At 60.3% G+C, this 17,897-nt stretch carries 17 protein-coding genes; 7 read left to right on the forward strand and 10 right to left on the reverse strand.

What is annotated here, in order from left to right; translation table 11 throughout:
• Positions 1-118: 118 nt before the first annotated feature.
• On the reverse strand, positions 119-856 hold the full coding sequence (locus GTQ41_RS25645) for an ABC transporter substrate-binding protein (protein ID WP_047297090.1): 738 nt from the start codon (positions 854-856) through the stop codon (positions 119-121).
• A gap of 257 nt (positions 857-1,113) precedes the next feature.
• Between GTQ41_RS25645 and GTQ41_RS25650 the strand changes: the two genes are divergently transcribed.
• Entirely contained in the window at positions 1,114-1,566 is a 453-nt protein-coding gene (locus GTQ41_RS25650; protein WP_047297091.1) for a GNAT family N-acetyltransferase, read from the forward strand.
• Positions 1,567-1,689: 123 nt separating this feature from the next.
• Here GTQ41_RS25650 and GTQ41_RS25655 read toward each other — a convergent pair whose 3' ends face one another.
• The 3 genes from GTQ41_RS25655 to GTQ41_RS25665 form a co-directional block, all read right to left on the reverse strand.
• Entirely contained in the window at positions 1,690-1,986 is a 297-nt protein-coding gene (locus tag GTQ41_RS25655) for a helix-turn-helix domain-containing protein (RefSeq protein WP_047297092.1), read from the reverse strand.
• Between the two features lie 71 nt (positions 1,987-2,057).
• Positions 2,058-2,549, reverse strand: coding sequence for a M48 family metallopeptidase (locus GTQ41_RS25660; protein ID WP_217325379.1), 492 nt, complete (start codon positions 2,547-2,549; stop codon positions 2,058-2,060).
• 43 nt (positions 2,550-2,592) lie between these two features.
• A complete protein-coding gene (locus GTQ41_RS25665) occupies positions 2,593-4,716 on the reverse strand; it encodes a bifunctional diguanylate cyclase/phosphodiesterase (RefSeq protein ID WP_047297094.1) in 2,124 nt (707 codons plus the stop codon).
• Between the two features lie 334 nt (positions 4,717-5,050).
• Between GTQ41_RS25665 and GTQ41_RS25670 the strand changes: the two genes are divergently transcribed.
• From GTQ41_RS25670 to GTQ41_RS25680, 3 genes are all read left to right on the forward strand, one after another.
• Positions 5,051-5,719, forward strand: a complete 669-nt coding sequence (locus GTQ41_RS25670) for a polysaccharide lyase family 7 protein (RefSeq protein WP_047297095.1) — start codon at positions 5,051-5,053, stop codon at positions 5,717-5,719.
• Between the two features lie 487 nt (positions 5,720-6,206).
• Positions 6,207-6,569: a DUF6124 family protein gene (locus GTQ41_RS25675; protein ID WP_047297096.1), complete on the forward strand. Its 363-nt coding sequence runs from the start codon at positions 6,207-6,209 to the stop codon at positions 6,567-6,569.
• Between the two features lie 219 nt (positions 6,570-6,788).
• Positions 6,789-7,040 carry a helix-turn-helix domain-containing protein gene (locus GTQ41_RS25680; RefSeq protein WP_041063421.1) on the forward strand — a complete coding sequence of 84 codons (252 nt, stop codon included), beginning with the start codon at positions 6,789-6,791 and terminating at the stop codon, positions 7,038-7,040.
• 62 nt (positions 7,041-7,102) lie between these two features.
• Here the strand turns inward: GTQ41_RS25680 and fba are convergent, their stop codons facing one another.
• The 6 genes from fba to tkt all read right to left on the reverse strand — a co-directional run bounded on the left by fba (position 7,103) and on the right by tkt (position 13,468).
• Entirely contained in the window at positions 7,103-8,167 is a 1,065-nt protein-coding gene (gene fba, locus GTQ41_RS25685) for a class II fructose-bisphosphate aldolase (protein ID WP_003229012.1), read from the reverse strand.
• Positions 8,168-8,419: 252 nt separating this feature from the next.
• Positions 8,420-8,752, reverse strand: a complete 333-nt coding sequence (locus GTQ41_RS25690; protein WP_047297097.1) for an MliC family protein — start codon at positions 8,750-8,752, stop codon at positions 8,420-8,422.
• A gap of 57 nt (positions 8,753-8,809) precedes the next feature.
• Entirely contained in the window at positions 8,810-9,031 is a 222-nt protein-coding gene (locus tag GTQ41_RS25695) for a hypothetical protein (RefSeq protein ID WP_007961876.1), read from the reverse strand.
• A gap of 34 nt (positions 9,032-9,065) precedes the next feature.
• Positions 9,066-10,229, reverse strand: a complete 1,164-nt coding sequence (locus GTQ41_RS25700) for a phosphoglycerate kinase (protein ID WP_047297098.1) — start codon at positions 10,227-10,229, stop codon at positions 9,066-9,068.
• 26 nt (positions 10,230-10,255) lie between these two features.
• Entirely contained in the window at positions 10,256-11,314 is a 1,059-nt protein-coding gene (gene epd / locus GTQ41_RS25705) for an erythrose-4-phosphate dehydrogenase (protein ID WP_047297099.1), read from the reverse strand.
• Positions 11,315-11,470: 156 nt separating this feature from the next.
• Positions 11,471-13,468, reverse strand: a complete 1,998-nt coding sequence (tkt, locus tag GTQ41_RS25710) for a transketolase (RefSeq protein ID WP_047297100.1) — start codon at positions 13,466-13,468, stop codon at positions 11,471-11,473.
• 258 nt (positions 13,469-13,726) lie between these two features.
• Here tkt and GTQ41_RS25715 point away from each other — a divergent pair, with 258 nt between their 5' ends.
• The 3 genes from GTQ41_RS25715 to ligB all read left to right on the forward strand — a co-directional run bounded on the left by GTQ41_RS25715 (position 13,727) and on the right by ligB (position 17,850).
• Positions 13,727-14,722 (forward strand): metalloregulator ArsR/SmtB family transcription factor, encoded by a 996-nt coding sequence (locus GTQ41_RS25715; protein ID WP_047297101.1) that lies wholly within the window; start codon positions 13,727-13,729, stop codon positions 14,720-14,722.
• Between the two features lie 18 nt (positions 14,723-14,740).
• Positions 14,741-15,931 carry a methionine adenosyltransferase gene (gene metK / locus GTQ41_RS25720; protein WP_027610621.1) on the forward strand — a complete coding sequence of 397 codons (1,191 nt, stop codon included), beginning with the start codon at positions 14,741-14,743 and terminating at the stop codon, positions 15,929-15,931.
• A 242-nt stretch (positions 15,932-16,173) separates the two neighbouring features.
• Positions 16,174-17,850 (forward strand): NAD-dependent DNA ligase LigB, encoded by a 1,677-nt coding sequence (gene ligB, locus GTQ41_RS25725; protein WP_047297102.1) that lies wholly within the window; start codon positions 16,174-16,176, stop codon positions 17,848-17,850.
• Positions 17,851-17,897: the final 47 nt, after the last annotated feature.

Below are 17,897 nucleotides of genomic sequence, written 5' to 3' on the forward strand. Positions count from 1 at the left end.
ACTGGCCCCATCGCTGGCAAGCCAGCTCCCACATGACTTGTGTACACCGCAATACCTGTGGGAGCTGGCTTGCCAGCGATGAGGGCATCAGCAACAACGCAACTCCGGGATCAGATGCTCACATCCCATGTTGCCTCAGCAACTTGTCATAACTGCCATCCGCCTTCATCGCCGCAATCGCCTTGTCGAACCCGGCCACAATCTGCTCATGCTCGGGGTTCTTCAGGCTCACCAGAATATGCAGGCTGTTCTCGCTCAACGGCTTGGGCAGGAACTCCACGGCGTTGCGTACCTTGGGTGATTCGCGCGCCAGGTAATAGCGCGCGACATACTCATCTTCCAGGGTCAGCTTGACCCGATCCGCCGCCAGCATGCGCACCGCCATTGCAAAGTTGTGTACCGGGACTTTCTGCAACGCCGTGTCGGCATCGAACGCCTGCGAGTAGGCATAACCGCGCACCACCGCCACCGGGTAGGTGTGCAGTTGCTCCAGGCTGTTGTATTCGAGCGGAGTGTCCTTGCGCTTGAGAAAGCGGATGCGGTTAAGCAGGTATTCGCCAGAGAACTGGCCGATCCGGGTGCGTTCGTCGTTGTACCAGGCATTGACCAGAACGTCGTACCGGCCCTCGCCCACCCCCAACAACGCCCGCGCCCACGGCACCTGCTCATAGTCGCTGGCGTAACCGGCCCGCGCCAGCGCGGTGCTGACGATGTCGGTGGCCAGGCCACCGTTGACCAGCGTGTCGTCGGTAAAGGGTGGCCAGATATCAAATACCAGTCGCAGCTTGTCCGCAGCGGCGGGTTGGGCCAGCAAGAGCAGTCCGATCAAGGCAAAGGCTCGATGCAGTCGCGGCATGCTTGAAAATCCTTAGCGGGCGGTTGGCCCGGCGTGTTTTCCAGTCAAAACCCCAAGGCCCCGTACCGGCGGAACCCAGGCCCTAACAGTAGCTCATTGAAGCCCGTGCACAGCGCTTTCCAGCAGATTACACAAAGCGGCCGTCACCGCGAGAAAGGAATGATGGCATTTTGACCTTTGTCACAGACTCTTCCGCCATACAGACATTCAGCGCCTGTGCCCTTAGTATCGGGCGACGGAGTTCAAGGAGTCGGAAGATGACAATCGAGTGGATCTGCAAGCATCAAAGCGATCTGGGCAAAGAGCAGCTATACGCGCTGTTGAAGCTGCGCTCGGAGGTGTTCGTGGTCGAACAGCAATGTGCCTACCCAGACCTCGACGGCCAGGATCTGGACGGCGACACCCATCATTTGATGGGCTGGGAAGGCGATCAACTGATGGCCTATCTGCGCCTGCTGGACCCCGAATCCCAGGGCGGTGACGTGGTGATCGGCCGCGTGATCATTGCGCCGCAGGGCCGTGGCAAAGGGCTGGGACATGTGTTGATGGAACACGCCCTGAATCAGGCCGAGAAGCATTGGCCGCAGGTGCCGATCTATCTGTCGGCGCAGGCGCATTTGCAGGGGTATTACGGCAGGTACGGGTTTGTGGTGGCGGGTGAGGAGTATCTGGAGGATGACATTCCGCATATCGGCATGCGTCGTCCTTGAGGCCCTCATCGCTGGCAAGCCAGCTCCCACAGGTTCATCCGTTGCTCACAACAACCGTGTTGACTGGAGACACTTGTGGGAGCTGGCTTGCCAGCGATTGCGTCAGCTCAAACACTGCAAAACTCAGGGATATTCCAGCACAGCCTTGATCTGCCGCAGATTGCGCTCGATCCACCCGCGATCAATTGCCCCCCACTCGCGAATCCGATAGCGCCCGGCATGGTTGCGCGCGCCCTCTTCCTGATCGAACTCACAGACGATATCCAGGTCCGCCAGCGCGGCGATCGTGTCCTGCGCCGTGCGCCGGGGCATGCCGGTCACTTCGGTCAGCGCCGGGACGCTGGGGGCCAGGCCGCTGTCGATCAGGTAGGCCACGTACAGGCGCCGGTAAAAGCTGCTTTTGGTCTTGCTTACGTCCATCTAAACACTCCCAACGTTAAAAGATCGCAGCCTGCGGCAGCTCCTACAGTTGGAATGCGATCTTTTGATCTTCATTGCAAATCCCGCCACGTCAGGTACACCCGCAGATCGAACTCGACCTGGTGATACCCCGGCAGCATGTGTTCACACAACTTATAGAAGGCCTTGTTGTGATCCGATTCCTTGAAGTGCGCCAGTTCATGCACGACGATCATCTTCAGGAACTCGAGCGCCGCCTCTTTGAACAACGAGGCGATGCGAATCTCTTTCTTGGCTTTGAGCTTGCCGCCCTGCACCCTTGAGACCGTGGTGTGCAATCCCAGTGCGCGGTGCGTCAGGTCGAGGCGGTTGTCGAACAGCACCTTGTCGATGGCCGGTGCGTTGCGCAGGTATTCCTGCTTCAGGTCCAGCGCGTAGCTGTACAGCGCCTTGTCACTCTGCACACCGTGACGCCCCGGATAGCGTTGGCTCAGGTAATCACCCAGGCGCTGTTCGGCGATCAGTTGGCGCACCTGATCCTGCAATGGCGCGGGATAGGCCTGGAGGTATTTCAACGCAGTCATGGACACGGCAGCACGGTTCGAAAAGAGCGCCAGTGTAGCGAATTCAAACCGGCAGCGCGCTCCAGTCAAAGGGTTTGGCAAAGCTGACGGCGTCCTCGGAGGTCAGCGGACGCGCCACCAGGAAACCCTGTACGTATTCGCAGCCATGCGCCTGCAGCCATTGATACTGTTCAACGGTTTCCACGCCTTCGGCGATCACCAGCAAACCGTACTGTTTGCACAGATTGATCACGTTGCTGACCAGCGCCGCGTCGCGCGTCGAGTCCGGCAGCCGCGCAATCAGGTGTCGATCCAGCTTGAGCGTATCCAGTTCCAGATCACGCAGATACGCCAGCGAACACGGCCCTGAACCAAAGTCATCCAGCGCCACCCGCACCCCGAGATTACGCAGCAGGCGCAACTGTTTGCGGGTCTCGTCGGGGTTGTGCATCAGCGCGTCTTCGGTGACTTCCACCTCCAGTTGCCGCGGCTGCAGCGAATGCCGCTCCAGCACCTGACGCAATTCGGTGACCAGGTTCGGCAGGCCGAACTGGGTGTTGCTCAAACTCACGCCGAGCACCAGATCTTCGGCGAACAGGCTTTCCCAGGCTTTGCGCTGGCCGGCGCCACGGTGATAGATCCAGCTACCGAGCCGACTGATCAGCCGTGCTTCCTCCAGCAATGGCAGGAACAGCCCCGGCGGCACATCGCCGACGCTCGGGTGCTGCCAGCGCAGCAGCGCCTCGAAACCGCGGATCTGCCCGCTGTCGATCGCCACTTGCGGCTGATACACCAGATTGAAATCCCGGTTCTCGATGGCATTGCGCACGCTCTCTTCGAGCATCAGCCGCGAACGGGCGCGGCCGTTCATTTCGTGATCATAAAAACGATATTGCTGACGCCCGGCGCGCTTGGCTTCATACATGGCGATGTCGGAGGCGCGCAGCAAACCGTCGAGGTTCGCGCCGCAGTCCGGGTAAGTGGCGATACCGATACTCGCGCCGAGGGCGATGTCCAGTCCTTCAATCTGCTGACAGATCGACACCCGTTCGATGAGCTTCTCGGCAATTTTTGCGGCCTGCTCGGGAAACTCCAGATCGAGCAACGCGGTGAACTCGTCACCGCCCATGCGCGCGAGAATATCGAACGGTCGCAGACAGGCTTTCAACTGCTCGGAGACCCAGCGCAGCACCCGGTCGCCGGCATCGTGGCCAAGGGAATCGTTGACCCGTTTGAAACCATCCAGATCCAGATACAGCAGCACCCAACTGCTGTCGCTGCGTTCACCGCGCAGCAGCAGGTTTTCCACCGTCTGATAAAAGCCCCGGCGATTGAGCAGGCCGGTCAGCGGATCGGTGACCGCTTGAAATTCCAGCTGCTGATGCAGGTGACGCACCACCGACATGTCCAGCACCGTCACCACCATCGCCCGCTGCTCGGCGGGCAGCGGCGCACAGGACAACGCCACCGGCACCTGCTGCCCCGGCGCCGTACGCAACAGCGCATCGTGCAGACGCAAGGTCTCACCGCGTTTATAGCCGGCCAGCAACTCGGAACCGGCCCACAGCGGGATGTGCGGTTTCTGCAGAAAATCGAGAAACTCCTTGCCCTCCAACTCTTTCACCGGCGCATTCAGCAAGCGCGAAATCGCCGGATTGGCGAAGCGGATCAGGCCGTCCTCGCCGAGCACCAGAATGCCTTCCGCCGCGTTATCCAGCACCGAGGCATTGAAGGCCCGCGCGACCTCCAGATCATGACTCAGACGCTGCAAGGCGCGGCGGTTGCGCTGGTGTTCGAGCAACGCCTGGACTTTCGGCTTGAGGATCTGCGGATCGAACGGCTTGAACAGGTAATCCACCGCGCCACTGGCGTAACCCTTGATCACGGCGTCCTGTGATTGCTCGTTGGCGGTGAGAAAAATAATCGGTGTGAGACGTGTGCGCTGGCTGCCGCGCATCAGCCGCGCGACTTCGAAGCCGTCCATGCCCGGCATCTGCACGTCCAGCAGCACCAGATCGACGTCGTGTTCGAGCAGCAGATTGAGCGCCTCGAAACCGGAGGCGGCGGTCATGACGTGCCAATCCTGACGCTGCAGCAACGCGCGCATGCTGATCAGGTTTTCAGGGTAGTCATCAACGATCAAAAGGACAGAGCTGCCTTCACCTGGCTGGGGTTGCGCGCATTCCATGCTGCTTCTCTTGTCGGGACATCTCTTGTCGGACTATCGGCCGGTTTTTTGTGAAAACCGTACAGTTACTGAGCCATCACTCTAGTCCCGGATCTGTGAAAGCAGAAGCTGCCACGCCGCCATCATTTAGCCAAAGCTGTAATTTACCGACTAACGGTCACCCCTGCAGCCCCCGAAAACCGGCACAGATGGCATTTCGACAGGATGTTGACGCCAATCATCTGCCAAACGGGCGTTAACAAAAAACACCTCTACGCTTATAACTGCCGCCCGAAAAAGCGCGGGCTAGAGCTTCTGGCACTCGCGTACAGGAAAATTGAGTGGAAGAACCGACATGATCGATCTCGCAACCTGGAACCTCAGCGTTCCCGTCGGCAGTCCGCCGTACACCGTCGAAACCTCCAAACTGGTGAATGGCTTCAAGGATCAGTACTTCCATTCCGACACCGGCACCTTGTTCTTCTGGTCGCCGGTGACCGGGTCAAAAACCGAAAACGCCATTTACCCGCGCACCGAACTGCGCGAAACCTACAGCAACGGCACCCTGCGCAACTGGTACTACCCAGACGCCGACAACCTGCTGCGCGCGACCCTTTCGGTCAACAAGGTGCCCAGCTCCGGCAAGATCGTCATCGGCCAGATCCACGCTTATGAAAGCCAGCGCCCGATGGTCAAGCTCGAATACCAGTACAAGGAAAAAACCCAGAACGGCAACCTGGTGATCAAAGTGCGAATGCACCCCGACGACCAGGAAAGCCGCGTCATCACCCTCGCCACCGGCATCAAGCTGGATCGCGAATTCAACTACCTGATCCACTTGAGCCCCGGCGGTGCGCTTGGCGTAAGCGCGGCGGGTTACCAGTGGGACTCACAGATCAGCGCGACCTGGCGCAACAAGCCGCTGTACTTCAAGGCCGGGGTGTATGTGCAGGACAACACCGGCTATACCAGCGAAGGCGGCCAGGTCACCTTCAGCAAACTCGACATCGACCACGACAAATAAGGCTTCATTGGCACAAATCCCTGTGGCGAGGGAGCTTGCTCCCGCTGGGGCGCGCAGCGGCCCTAAAAAAGCGAGGCCTGCTGCGCAGTCCAGCGGGAGCAAGCTCCCTCGCCACAGTGTTATTTATTGCCAGTCGGACATCCTTTAAACGGTGTTGTTTAAATCGCTCGGCGGTTACTTCCCGATGCCTACAACAACTTGCGTGGATACCTACAGCTACGCCAGAATCCGCCGGCTTGTGCGCCTGGAGGGCCATCGGTAACTTGATTCGCGTCACTGATTTCCAGTGATCGGGTTTAGTAGCCCGAGGTTACGCGATGCGCATTGGCACCATTCAGTCGGACATTCATCCGCGCTTGATGGTAGCTGTACGCAGGGCGCCTTCGGGTGCGCCGGTCGCGTCTCCCCGGTCTACTAACCTGCGTTCAGCTGCCACCCCTTCGTTTAGTAGCGATCCGGTGCCGGCTCCATTTACCGGAGACGAAACATGACCAAATCAACACCACACCCGCCAGCCACCGACCTGGCCTCCCCCTACGAATCCCTCGACTCAAGAAAGCTCCACGACGCCGCCGAGCGCGCCCTCGACCACTACCTCAACCCGGCCGCACACATCATGACCAGCACCTGCGAACCAGAGTCCATGTACCTCGCCAACCCGAAGTACAACACCGAATCTCTGCTGGCCAACGCCAGCGAAACCCTGGGTTCAGCCAGCGAAATGCTCAACAACTTCGCCGCAACACTCGATATCTCCCACCGCAAGACTGCACTAGGTATCGCACAGGTGGTCATGCTCGGTGAATTGGCGGTAAATCAGGCACTGGATCACGTTGAACTGAAGGAGTAGTCCCTGATAACGGACTTTTCGTCGAAAAATCTTCCAAACTTCCATTACAGGTGCCATTCACCTAGCTGTGCCTTGTGAAGTGCCACTCTGCAGAAGGCGGCGCAAGCAGCTTGAAACAAAGCCTGGGGATCGAGTAGACGCGGACCCGCGCCGAGCGGACTCATAACGATCAAATGTAGCGTTTACGCCATTTAACTTTGAACGTTACAGAGACAGTAGATGGATCACGTTCTATTAATGAGCCGCCTCGCCACCCAATTACGCATAAAGCGTAGGGAGCGCGGACTAACGCAAGCGCAACTCGCCGACCTCGCGAGAGTGACGCCATACAAAGTCATCGCTATAGAGAAAGGCACCCTCTCCGTGGGCATGAACGCTTATGCACGTGTTATTGCCGCTCTGGATTGTGAGTTCACCGTCGTTCCGGCAGTGATGCCTACGCTTGAAGAGCTAGCGGAAATATTTGTTTAATTACGCCCACAAAAAACCCGCCTCTCGGCGGGTTTCTCATAAAAGCAGCTCAACACCCGGGCTTAGTTGACCTTCGCGTTCAACTCACCCTTCAAATACCGCTGGAACATCGCTTCCAGCGAAATCGGCTTGATCTTCGAAGCATTACCGGCAGTGCCAAACGCTTCATAACGAGCGATGCACACATCACGCATTGCCGTCACGGTCGCGCCGAAGAATTTACGCGGGTCGAATTCGCTCGGGTTGGTGGCCATCAGACGACGCATGGCGCCGGTGGACGCCAGACGCAGGTCGGTGTCGATGTTGACCTTGCGCACGCCGTACTTGATGCCTTCGACGATTTCTTCAACCGGTACGCCGTAGGTTTCTTTGATGTCGCCGCCGTACTGGTTGATGATCGCCAGCCACTCCTGCGGAACCGACGAGGAACCGTGCATCACCAGGTGGGTGTTCGGGATGCGCTTGTGGATTTCCTTGATGCGGTCGATCGCCAGTACGTCACCGGTAGGTGGCTTGGTGAACTTGTAGGCGCCGTGGCTGGTGCCGATGGCGATGGCCAGGGCGTCGACCTGAGTCTTCTTGACGAAGTCAGCGGCTTCTTCCGGGTCGGTCAGCATCTGGCTGTGATCCAGAACACCTTCAGCGCCGATGCCGTCTTCTTCACCGGCCATGCCGGTTTCCAGCGAACCCAGGCAGCCCAGCTCGCCTTCAACCGAAACGCCGCAGGCGTGAGCCATGGCGACGGTTTGTTGGGTCACGCGGACGTTGTATTCGTAGTCGGTCGGCGTCTTGCCGTCTTCGCCGAGGGAGCCGTCCATCATCACCGAGCTGAAGCCCAGTTGAATCGAGCGCTGGCAGACGTCAGGGCTGGTGCCGTGGTCCTGGTGCATGCACACCGGGATGTGCGGGAACTCTTCGATCGCGGCCAGGATCAGGTGACGCAGGAATGGCGCGCCGGCGTATTTGCGAGCGCCGGCCGAAGCCTGGACGATCACCGGGGAGTCAGTCTTGTCAGCGGCTTCCATGATGGCGCGCATCTGCTCAAGGTTGTTGACGTTGAAGGCTGGAACGCCGTAGCCGAACTCGGCTGCGTGGTCCAGCATCTGGCGCATGCTGATAAGTGCCATTGTGTGTGTCTCTCCCGGTTGAGGGTCGTTAATCGTGCCAGCCTGCCGGAGCGGCGGCGGCTATTCAAGTGATTGCAGATCGGGGGTTGAGGCCCGGTCTGGTGATTCGATAAAGCAAAATCCTGAGAACTGCACAGATCCCCTGTGGGAGCGAGCCTGCTCGCGAAAGCAATCTCGCAGTCGTTGATGCAGTGCCTGTCAGACCGCTTTCGCGAGCAGGCTCGCTCCCACATGAGAATTGCAGTGCTTCAATTACTCGGCCTTGCAGCCGCGGCCAATCAGGTCATTGGTGGCGACCCAGTACACCAGGCCTTCGTCACCCTTGACGTGAAACGCCAGCATGCCGTCGCTGTACAGCACGCCCGAGGCGCCCGGCTCTTCTTTCAGGCGATAGACCTGATCACCGCCACCGAGCCGGACATCGACTTCCTTCTGGCCGGCATCGGCGTAACGCCACAGCACTTTGGCCTGGCTGTCGCAGGTCCAGGTGGTCCAGCTATCCGCCGGCGCGGACGACTGAAACAGGTTCATCTGCGCGCAACCGCCCAACAATGCCAACGCCGCAATGGCGATCAAGCCTTTCATCCGTGTTCCTCGACTGACAGCGCACGCCGCCAGCCCTGCGTTAAAGAGTCAGACCGGTCAAGGACAACCATGTTCCTTGGCCGGGGTTTGCGTCTCGTATTTGTCCAGGCCGTCCGGCCCCGAGCGCTTGTTCAGCACCGGATTGGTTTCGGCCTGCCAGTCGGCCTGGTAGCAGCCTTTCTGCGCGGCATCCGGCGCGGGCGTGGCCTCGGCCTTCGGGTTACTCCCGCAGGCCGCCAGCGTACCGGTCAGCAACAACAGCGCTAACGACTTGACCATCTGAACACTCCTTTGCCTGGCCAACCGGGCGGCCTCAGGCCTTGGCCCGGCTTTCCAGGACTTCTACGGCTGGCAGCACCTTGCCTTCGACGAACTCGAGGAACGCGCCGCCACCGGTGGAAATGTAGGAGATTTGCTCGGCCACGCCATATTTATCGATGGCCGCCAGGGTGTCGCCACCGCCGGCAATGGAGAACGCGGCGCTGTCAGCGATGGCCTGGGCCAGCACTTTGGTGCCGTTGCCGAACTGATCGAATTCGAACACGCCGACCGGACCGTTCCACAGAATGGTTTTCGACGATTTCAGCAGTTCGGCGAAGTTGGCCGCGGTTTGCGGGCCGATGTCCAGAATCATGTCGTCAGCGGCAACGTCAGCGATCAGCTTGACGGTGGCTTCGGCGCTTTCGGCGAATTCCTTGGCAACCACCAAGTCCACCGGCAGCGGCACGCTGACCTTGGCGGCGATGGCGCGCGCGGTGTCCAGCAGGTCCGGCTCGTACAACGACTTGCCGACCGGGTGACCGGCGGCCGCCAGGAAGGTGTTGGCGATGCCGCCGCCAACGATCAGTTGATCGCAGATCTGGCTCAGGCTGTTGAGGACGTCGAGTTTGGTCGACACCTTGGAACCGGCAACGATCGCAGCCATTGGCTTGGCCGGCGCGCCCAGCGCCTTGCCCAGTGCCTCCAGCTCAGCGGCCAGCAGCGGGCCTGCCGCGGCGACCTTGGCGAACTTGGCCACGCCGTGCGTCGAACCTTCAGCGCGGTGAGCAGTGCCAAAGGCGTCCATCACGAACACGTCGCACAGGGCGGCGTATTGCTGGGCCAGTTCGTCGGCGTTCTTTTTCTCGCCCTTGTTGAAGCGCACGTTTTCGAACAGCACGATGTCGCCGGCCTTGACGTCAACGCCATCCAGGTAATCGGCCACCAGCGGCACTTCGCGGCCCAGAGCCTTGCTCAGGTAGTCAGCGACTGGCTTGAGGCTGTTCTCGGCGGAGAACTCACCTTCGGTCGGACGGCCCAGGTGCGAACACACCATCACCGCCGCACCTTTTTCCAGGGCCAGCTTGATGGTCGGCAGCGAAGCCAGGATACGCGCATCGCTGGTGACAACACCGTCCTTGACTGGGACGTTGAGGTCTTCGCGGATCAATACGCGCTTACCTTGCAGATCGAGGTCGGACATCTTCAACACGGTCATGGGTCGCACTTCCTGAGTAACTGTTCTTAGAGAGCAGGTTTTTTTGAAATCGCTGTTTGCAGATAGTGGTCTGCAACGTCCAGCATTCGGTTGGCAAAACCCCATTCGTTGTCGAACCAGGCCAGGATGTTCACCAGTTTGGGGCCGGAAACACGGGTCTGACTGGCATCGACGATGGCCGAATGTGGGTCATGGTTGAAATCACAGCTGGCGTGCGGCAACTCGGTGTAGGCCAGCAGTCCCTTGAGCGGGCCGCTGGTGGCGGCTTCACGCAGGATCCGGTTGACCTCGCCCGCATCGGTCGCGGTGGCGGTCTGCATCGTGATGTCGAGGCAGGACACGTTGACCGTCGGCACGCGTACGGCTTTGGCCTGAATTCGCCCGGCAAGTTCCGGCAGCAGGCGCTCGATGCCACGCGCCAGACCAGTGGACACCGGGATCACCGACTGGAACGCCGAACGGGTGCGGCGCAGGTCTTCATGGTGATAGGCGTCGATCACCGGCTGATCGTTCATCGCCGAGTGAATGGTGGTGATCGACACGTAATCCAGGCCAATCGCCTTGTCCAGCAGACGCAACAGCGGCACGCCGCAGTTGGTGGTGCAGGAGGCGTTGGACACCAGCAGTTCGGCGCCGGTCAGGCAATCCTGATTGACACCGTAGACGATGGTGGCGTCGACATCCGCCTCGCTGGCCATCGGTTGCGAGAACAGCACGCGGGGCGCGCCGGCGTCGAGGAAACGCTGGCCATCTTCGCGGGTGTGGTAAGCGCCGGAGCATTCGAGCACCAGGTCGACGCCCAGCGCCGCCCAGTCGATGCCTTCGGGGGTGGCACTGCGCAGGACCTTCACGCAGTCGCCATTAATATGCAGACAATCGCCTTCTACACGCACTTCGCCGGGAAACCGGCCGTGAGTGGAATCAAAGCGTGTCAGGTATTCGATGCTGGCCATGTCCGCCAGATCGTTGATCGCGACAATCTCAAACCCGGCCTTCTCGCCACGCTCGAACAACGCACGCAAGACGCAACGACCAATCCGGCCGTAGCCGTTGAGTGCAACTTTGTAGGGACGCGGTTGAGGCATGGGGTTCTCGATAGTATTCGCTAACAACACAACCCCATGTAGGAGCTGCCGAAGGCTGCGATCTTTTGATCCTGTTGTTCAAGATCAAGATCAAAAGATCGCAGCCTTCGGCAGCTCCTACAGGGAACGCGGCGACTTGGGTCGCCGCGCTATGTTTTAGTCTTCCAGCAGCTCTTCAGCCTGACCCAGGATGTTGTCCAGGGTGAAACCGAATTCTTCGAACAGTGCCGAAGCCGGCGCCGATTCGCCGTAGGTGGTCATGCCGATCACGCGACCTTCCAGACCCACGTACTTGAACCAGAAGTCGGCATGAGCCGCTTCGATCGCGATACGTGCGCTGACCTGCAGCGGCAGAACCGATTGCTTGTAGCCGGCGTCCTGCGCATCGAACACGCTGGTGCAAGGCATGGAAACCACACGCACCTTGCGGCCTTGCCCGGTCAGCTTGTCGTAGGCCTGAACGGCCAGACCGACTTCCGAACCGGTGGCGATCAGGATCAGCTCAGGCTCGCCTGCGCAGTCCTTCAACACATAGCCACCACGGCTGATGTCAGCGATCTGGGCGGCGTCGCGTTCCTGATGCTGCAGGTTCTGACGCGAGAAGATCAGCGCCGACGGGCCGTCCTTGCGCTCCAGCGCGTTTTTCCAGGCCACCGCCGATTCAACGGCATCGGCTGGACGCCAGGTGTCGAGGTTCGGCGTGGAACGCAGGCTGGTCAGTTGCTCGATCGGCTGGTGCGTCGGGCCGTCTTCGCCCAGACCGATGGAGTCGTGGGTGTAGACGTGGATCACGCGTTTCTTCATCAGTGCCGACATGCGCACCGCGTTGCGCGCATATTCCATGAACATCAGGAAGGTCGCGCCGTAAGGCACCAGACCGCCGTGCAGGGACACGCCGTTCATGATCGCGGTCATGCCGAATTCGCGCACGCCGTAGTACATGTAGTTGCCGCTGGCATCTTCAGCGCTGACGCCCTTGCAACCTTTCCACAGGGTCAGGTTGGAACCGGCCAGGTCAGCCGAACCGCCGAGCAGCTCCGGCAGCAACGGGCCGAACGCGTTCAGGGTGTTCTGGCTGGCTTTACGGCTGGCGATGGTTTCGCCTTTGGCCGCGACTTCAGCGATGTAAGCCGAGGCTTTTTCCGCGAAGTCCGCCGGCAGTTCGCCGCTCAGACGACGGATCAGCTCGTTGGCTTCGGTCGGGAACGCCGCAGAGTAGGCAGCGAAACGCTGATCCCATTCGGCTTCGGCGGCGCGACCTTTTTCCTTGGCATCCCACTCGGCATAGATGTCGGCCGGGATTTCGAACGGGCCGTGGTTCCAGTTCAGCGCCTGACGGGTCAGAGCGATTTCCGCGTCACCCAGCGGGGCGCCGTGGCAATCTTCCTTGCCCTGCTTGTTCGGCGAACCGAAACCGATGGTGGTCTTGCAGCAGATCAGGGTCGGCAGCGGGCTCTTGCGCGCGGTTTCGATGGCGGTCTTGATCTCTTCCGGATCGTGACCGTCGACGTTGCGGATCACCTGCCAGTTGTAAGACTCGAAACGCTTTGGTGTGTCGTCGGTGAACCAGCCTTCGACTTCGCCATCGATGGAAATGCCGTTGTCATCGTAGAAGGCGATCAGCTTGCCCAGGCCCAGGGTACCGGCCAGGGAAGCGACTTCGTGGGAAATGCCTTCCATCATGCAGCCATCACCGAGGAACACGTAGGTGTGGTGATCAACGATGTTGTGGCCAGGACGGTTGAACTGCGCACCCAGTACTTTTTCCGCCAGGGCGAAACCGACGGCGTTGGCCAGACCCTGACCCAGCGGGCCGGTGGTGGTTTCGACGCCCGGGGTGTAGCCGAATTCCGGGTGGCCCGGGGTGCGGCTGTGCAGTTGACGGAACTGCTTGAGGTCGTCGATCGACAGGTCGTAACCGGTCAGGTGCAGCAGCGAGTAGATCAACATCGAGCCGTGGCCGTTGGACAGCACGAAGCGGTCACGGTCGGCGAACGACGGGTTGCTCGGGTTGTGCTTGAGGTAGTCGCGCCAAAGTACTTCGGCGATATCTGCCATACCCATGGGGGCACCGGGATGGCCGCTGTTGGCTTTTTGCACGGCATCCATGCTGAGGGCACGAATGGCGTTGGCACGCTCACGACGGCTAGGCATCGCTGATCTCCTGGGTGTGAATAGATTGAAACGGAAAAAAGGAGGGCATTTTCCCTCACCGGAGCGCCTCGGGGCAATGACAGATAGTCATCCGAGGGCGTTTTTCCCGTGCTGGACGGCGGTTTCGTCTGGTGAAACCTTTCCGCTGTTCGTTTGTAGAGTTAACCAGCCAGTGAGAAGTGCCATCTATCGAGCAATATCAAAACTTTTTGATATTGCCCTTGCGGCGATTTCCCACCGTCACTAGACTGCTGCCCCATGAACTTACGCGTGCCTTCCATTCGCCATGACGATTGCGACGAGCTGGCGGCCCTGTGCAAGGCCGGTGGCGACCCGCTGCGCCTGAATGTATTGCGCGCGCTGGCCAACGATTCGTTCGGCGTACTGGAGCTGGCGCAGATTTTCGGCATTGGTCAGTCAGGCATGAGCCACCACCTCAAGGTGCTGGCCCAGGCCGATCTGGTGGCGACGCGCCGCGAGGGCAACGCGATTTTCTATCGCCGCGCCCTGCCCCACACCGAATTGCTGGGCGGCAAGTTGCATGCAGCACTGTTAGAAGAAGTCGACAATCTGGCGCTGCCGGAGGACGTGCAGGCTCGCATCACTCAGGTCCACGGACAGCGTGAAGCCGCCAGCCAGGATTTTTTCGCCCGGGTTGCGGAAAAATTCCGCGCCCAGCAAGACTTGATCGCAGGTCTGCCGCAGTACCGCGACAGCGTGCTGGCCCTGCTCGACAAACTGAACTTCAATGGTGCTGCCACGGCCATTGAAGTCGGCCCCGGCGATGGTGCTTTTCTGCCGGAACTGGCCCGCCGCTTCGGCACCGTAACCGCGCTGGACAACAGCCCGGCGATGCTCGAACTGGCGCGTCAGGTATGTGAACGTGAACGGCTGGCTAACGTCAGCCTGCAATTGGCCGATGCATTGAATGGCTCCAGCCTTCAGGCCGATTGCGTGGTACTGAACATGGTGTTGCACCATTTCGCCGCGCCGGCCGAAGCGCTCAAGCACATGGCCGGCCTGCTGCAACCGGGCGGTAGCCTGCTCGTGACAGAGTTATGTAGCCACAACCAGAGTTGGGCCAGGGAGGCCTGCGGTGATCTGTGGTTGGGGTTTGAACAGGACGATCTGGCCCGTTGGGCCACCGCTGCGGGACTCGTTCCCGGGGACAGCCTCTATGTAGGCTTACGTAATGGTTTCCAGATCCAGGTTCGCCACTTTCAGCGACCGGCTGGCGACACTCACCATCGGTAAATTCAGGAAAACATCGAGATGAGCGAATACTCCCTCTTCACCTCCGAGTCCGTGTCTGAAGGACATCCGGACAAAATCGCCGACCAGATTTCCGATGCGGTGCTGGACGCCATTATTGCCCAGGACAAACACGCACGCGTTGCCGTGGAAACCCTGGTCAAGACCGGCGTTGCCATCGTGGCCGGTGAAGTGACCACCAGCGCCTGGGTCGACCTGGAGCAGATCGTTCGTGATGTGATCTGCGACATCGGCTACACCAGTTCTGAAGTCGGCTTCGACGGCGCGACCTGCGGCGTGATGAACATCATCGGCAAGCAGTCCCCTGACATCAATCAGGGTGTTGACCGCGCCAAGCCTGAAGATCAGGGTGCCGGCGACCAGGGCCTGATGTTCGGCTACGCCAGCAACGAAACCGACGTGCTGATGCCAGCGCCGATCACCTTCTCGCACCAGCTGGTGCAGCGTCAGGCCGAAGCCCGCAAATCGGGCCTGCTGCCGTGGCTGCGTCCGGACGCCAAGTCGCAAGTGACTTGCCGCTACGAAGGCGGCAAGGTGGTCGGTATCGACGCCGTTGTTCTGTCGACCCAGCACAACCCAGAAGTGTCGTACAAAGACCTGCGCGAAGGCGTGATGGAGCTGATCGTCAAGCACGTGCTGCCTGCCGAACTGCTGAGCAAAGACACCCAGTTCCACATCAACCCGACCGGCCAGTTCATCATTGGCGGCCCGGTAGGTGACTGCGGTCTGACCGGTCGCAAGATCATCGTCGACAGCTACGGCGGCATGGCCCGTCACGGCGGTGGCGCGTTCTCCGGTAAAGATCCATCGAAGGTTGACCGTTCGGCTGCCTACGCTGGCCGTTATGTTGCCAAGAACATCGTCGCTGCCGGCCTGGCCGAGCGTTGCGAGATTCAGGTGTCCTACGCCATCGGTGTCGCTCAGCCGACTTCGATCTCGCTGAACACCTTCGGTACCGGCAAGATCAGCGATGACAAGATCATCAAACTGGTGCGTGAAGTGTTCGACCTGCGTCCATACGCAATCACCACCATGCTCGATCTGCTGCACCCGATGTACCAGGAAACTGCAGCCTACGGCCACTTCGGTCGTGCTCCGCAGACCAAGACGGTTGGCGAAGACACCTTCTCCACCTTCACCTGGGAAAAAACCGACCGCGCCGACGCTCTGCGTTCTGCCGCTGGTCTGTAAGCCCTTCCCGGCTGCAAAAAAAGCCCCGCACGGTTCGCGCCGTGCGGGGCTTTTTCATGCTTGCCAGGATTAAAAGATCGCAGCCTTCGGCAGCTCCTACACAACGCATCCCCCTGTAGGAGCTGCCGAAGGCTGCGATCTTTTGACTTTAACGCTGCGCAACACCCCGCAAAACACCCAGGCTACCCGACCCGCAATCCTCGCCTAGCCTTCAAACATTCCCCTGAGCAAGGACGCTCAAAATGCTTGCCACGCTGCGCCTGTTTTCCGCTGTTCTGCTGAGCTTCATCCCTCTGATCGCTTACTCAGCCTGCCCCGACTGGTCTACCAGCAGAGCAAAAACTGAAATCTCGGCCCTGCAACTGCAGATCGATCAATGGGACAACGCCTACCACCGCCAAGGTCGCTCGCTGATTGCCGACGAGCTCTACGATCAATCGCGCCTGCGGCTCAACCAATGGCGCCAGTGCTTCCAGCAGCCCGCAGCGCCCGAACCGTTGCGCAGCGTGTCTGGCTCCGTCGCGCATCCGGTCGCCCACACCGGTCTGGACAAGCTTCACGAAGCTGCTGCCGTTCAAGCGTGGTTGAAGAATCGGCAGGATGTCTGGGTACAACCCAAGGTCGACGGTGTGGCCGTCACGCTGATTTACCGTCGCGGCCTGTTGCAGCAAGCGATCAGTCGCGGCGACGGGATCAGCGGTCAGGACTGGACAGCGTCGGCGCAAAAGATCGCTGCCATTCCGCAACAACTGTCTCAACCGCTGGACTTGCTGGTGCAGGGCGAACTCTACTGGCGCCTGGATCAACATGTGCAAGCCAGCGCCGGCAGCGTCAATGCCCGCGCCACCGTTGCCGGGCTGATGAGCCGTAAAACCTTGAGCACAGATCAGGCGTCCGGGATCGGTCTGTTCGTCTGGGACTGGCCGCAGGGGCCGGCGAATCTGCCGGAAAGAATATCGACGCTAGCGACATTGGGCTTTGCCACGACAGCGCCATTCAGTCAGGCCATCACCAACCTTGCCGACGCGCAAAAATGGCGGGAGTACTGGTATCGATCGCCCCTGCCGTTCGCTACTGACGGCATTGTCCTGCGCCAGAGCCAGCGCCCACCGGCCGAGCGCTGGCAGGCAAGCGCGCCCTACTGGGCCGTCGCCTGGAAATACCCGTTTACCCGAGCGCTGGCAGAGGTGCGCAAAGTGAATTTCAAGGTCGGCCGCAGTGGACGCATCACGCCGGTATTGGAGTTGTCGCCGGTGATGCTCGATGACCGCGAGATCAAACGCGTCAGCGCCGGTTCACTCAAGCGCTGGCAGGCGCTGGATATCCGCCCCGGCGATCAAGTAGCAATCAGCCTGGCCGGGTTGACCATCCCGCGACTCGACAGTGTGGTGCTGCGCACTACCGAACGAGCCGCCCTCGACATTCCCGACACGCGCGACTTCCACGCCTTGAGTTGCTGGCAACCGACACCCGGTTGTGAAAGCCAGTTTCTCGCGCGCCTGACCTGGCTCAGTGGCAAACAAGGCCTGGCGCTGCAGAATGTCGGGCGCGGCACCTGGGAGAAACTTCTGGAAACAGGCCGCCTGAACAACCTGCTGGATTGGTTGACCCTCGACGAGCCAGAGCTTGCTAACATTGCCGGCTTCGGCGAGCGCAGCAGCGCACGTCTGATCAACAGTTTTCACAGCGCCCGCCAACGACCGTTCACGCAGTGGCTCAAAGCATTGGGTTTACCGCCCACCGGTCAGGCACAACTGGCCGACTCGTGGCAGGCGCTGGCACAACGCAACACCGAACAATGGCAAGCAGAAGCCGGAATCGGCCCGGGCCGCGCGGCGCAATTGAGCGCATTCTTCCGCGACCCGCAGGTGCTGGCCTTGAGTGACACATTACGCGCCGCCGGAATCGACGGCTTCTGATCACGCAATCCCGGCAGCCGGGAACCGAAGGAACGTCAGACGCTCAA

Source organism: Pseudomonas sp. AN-B15, from assembly GCF_019056475.1.
GTDB classification, from domain to species: domain Bacteria; phylum Pseudomonadota; class Gammaproteobacteria; order Pseudomonadales; family Pseudomonadaceae; genus Aquipseudomonas; species Aquipseudomonas parakoreensis.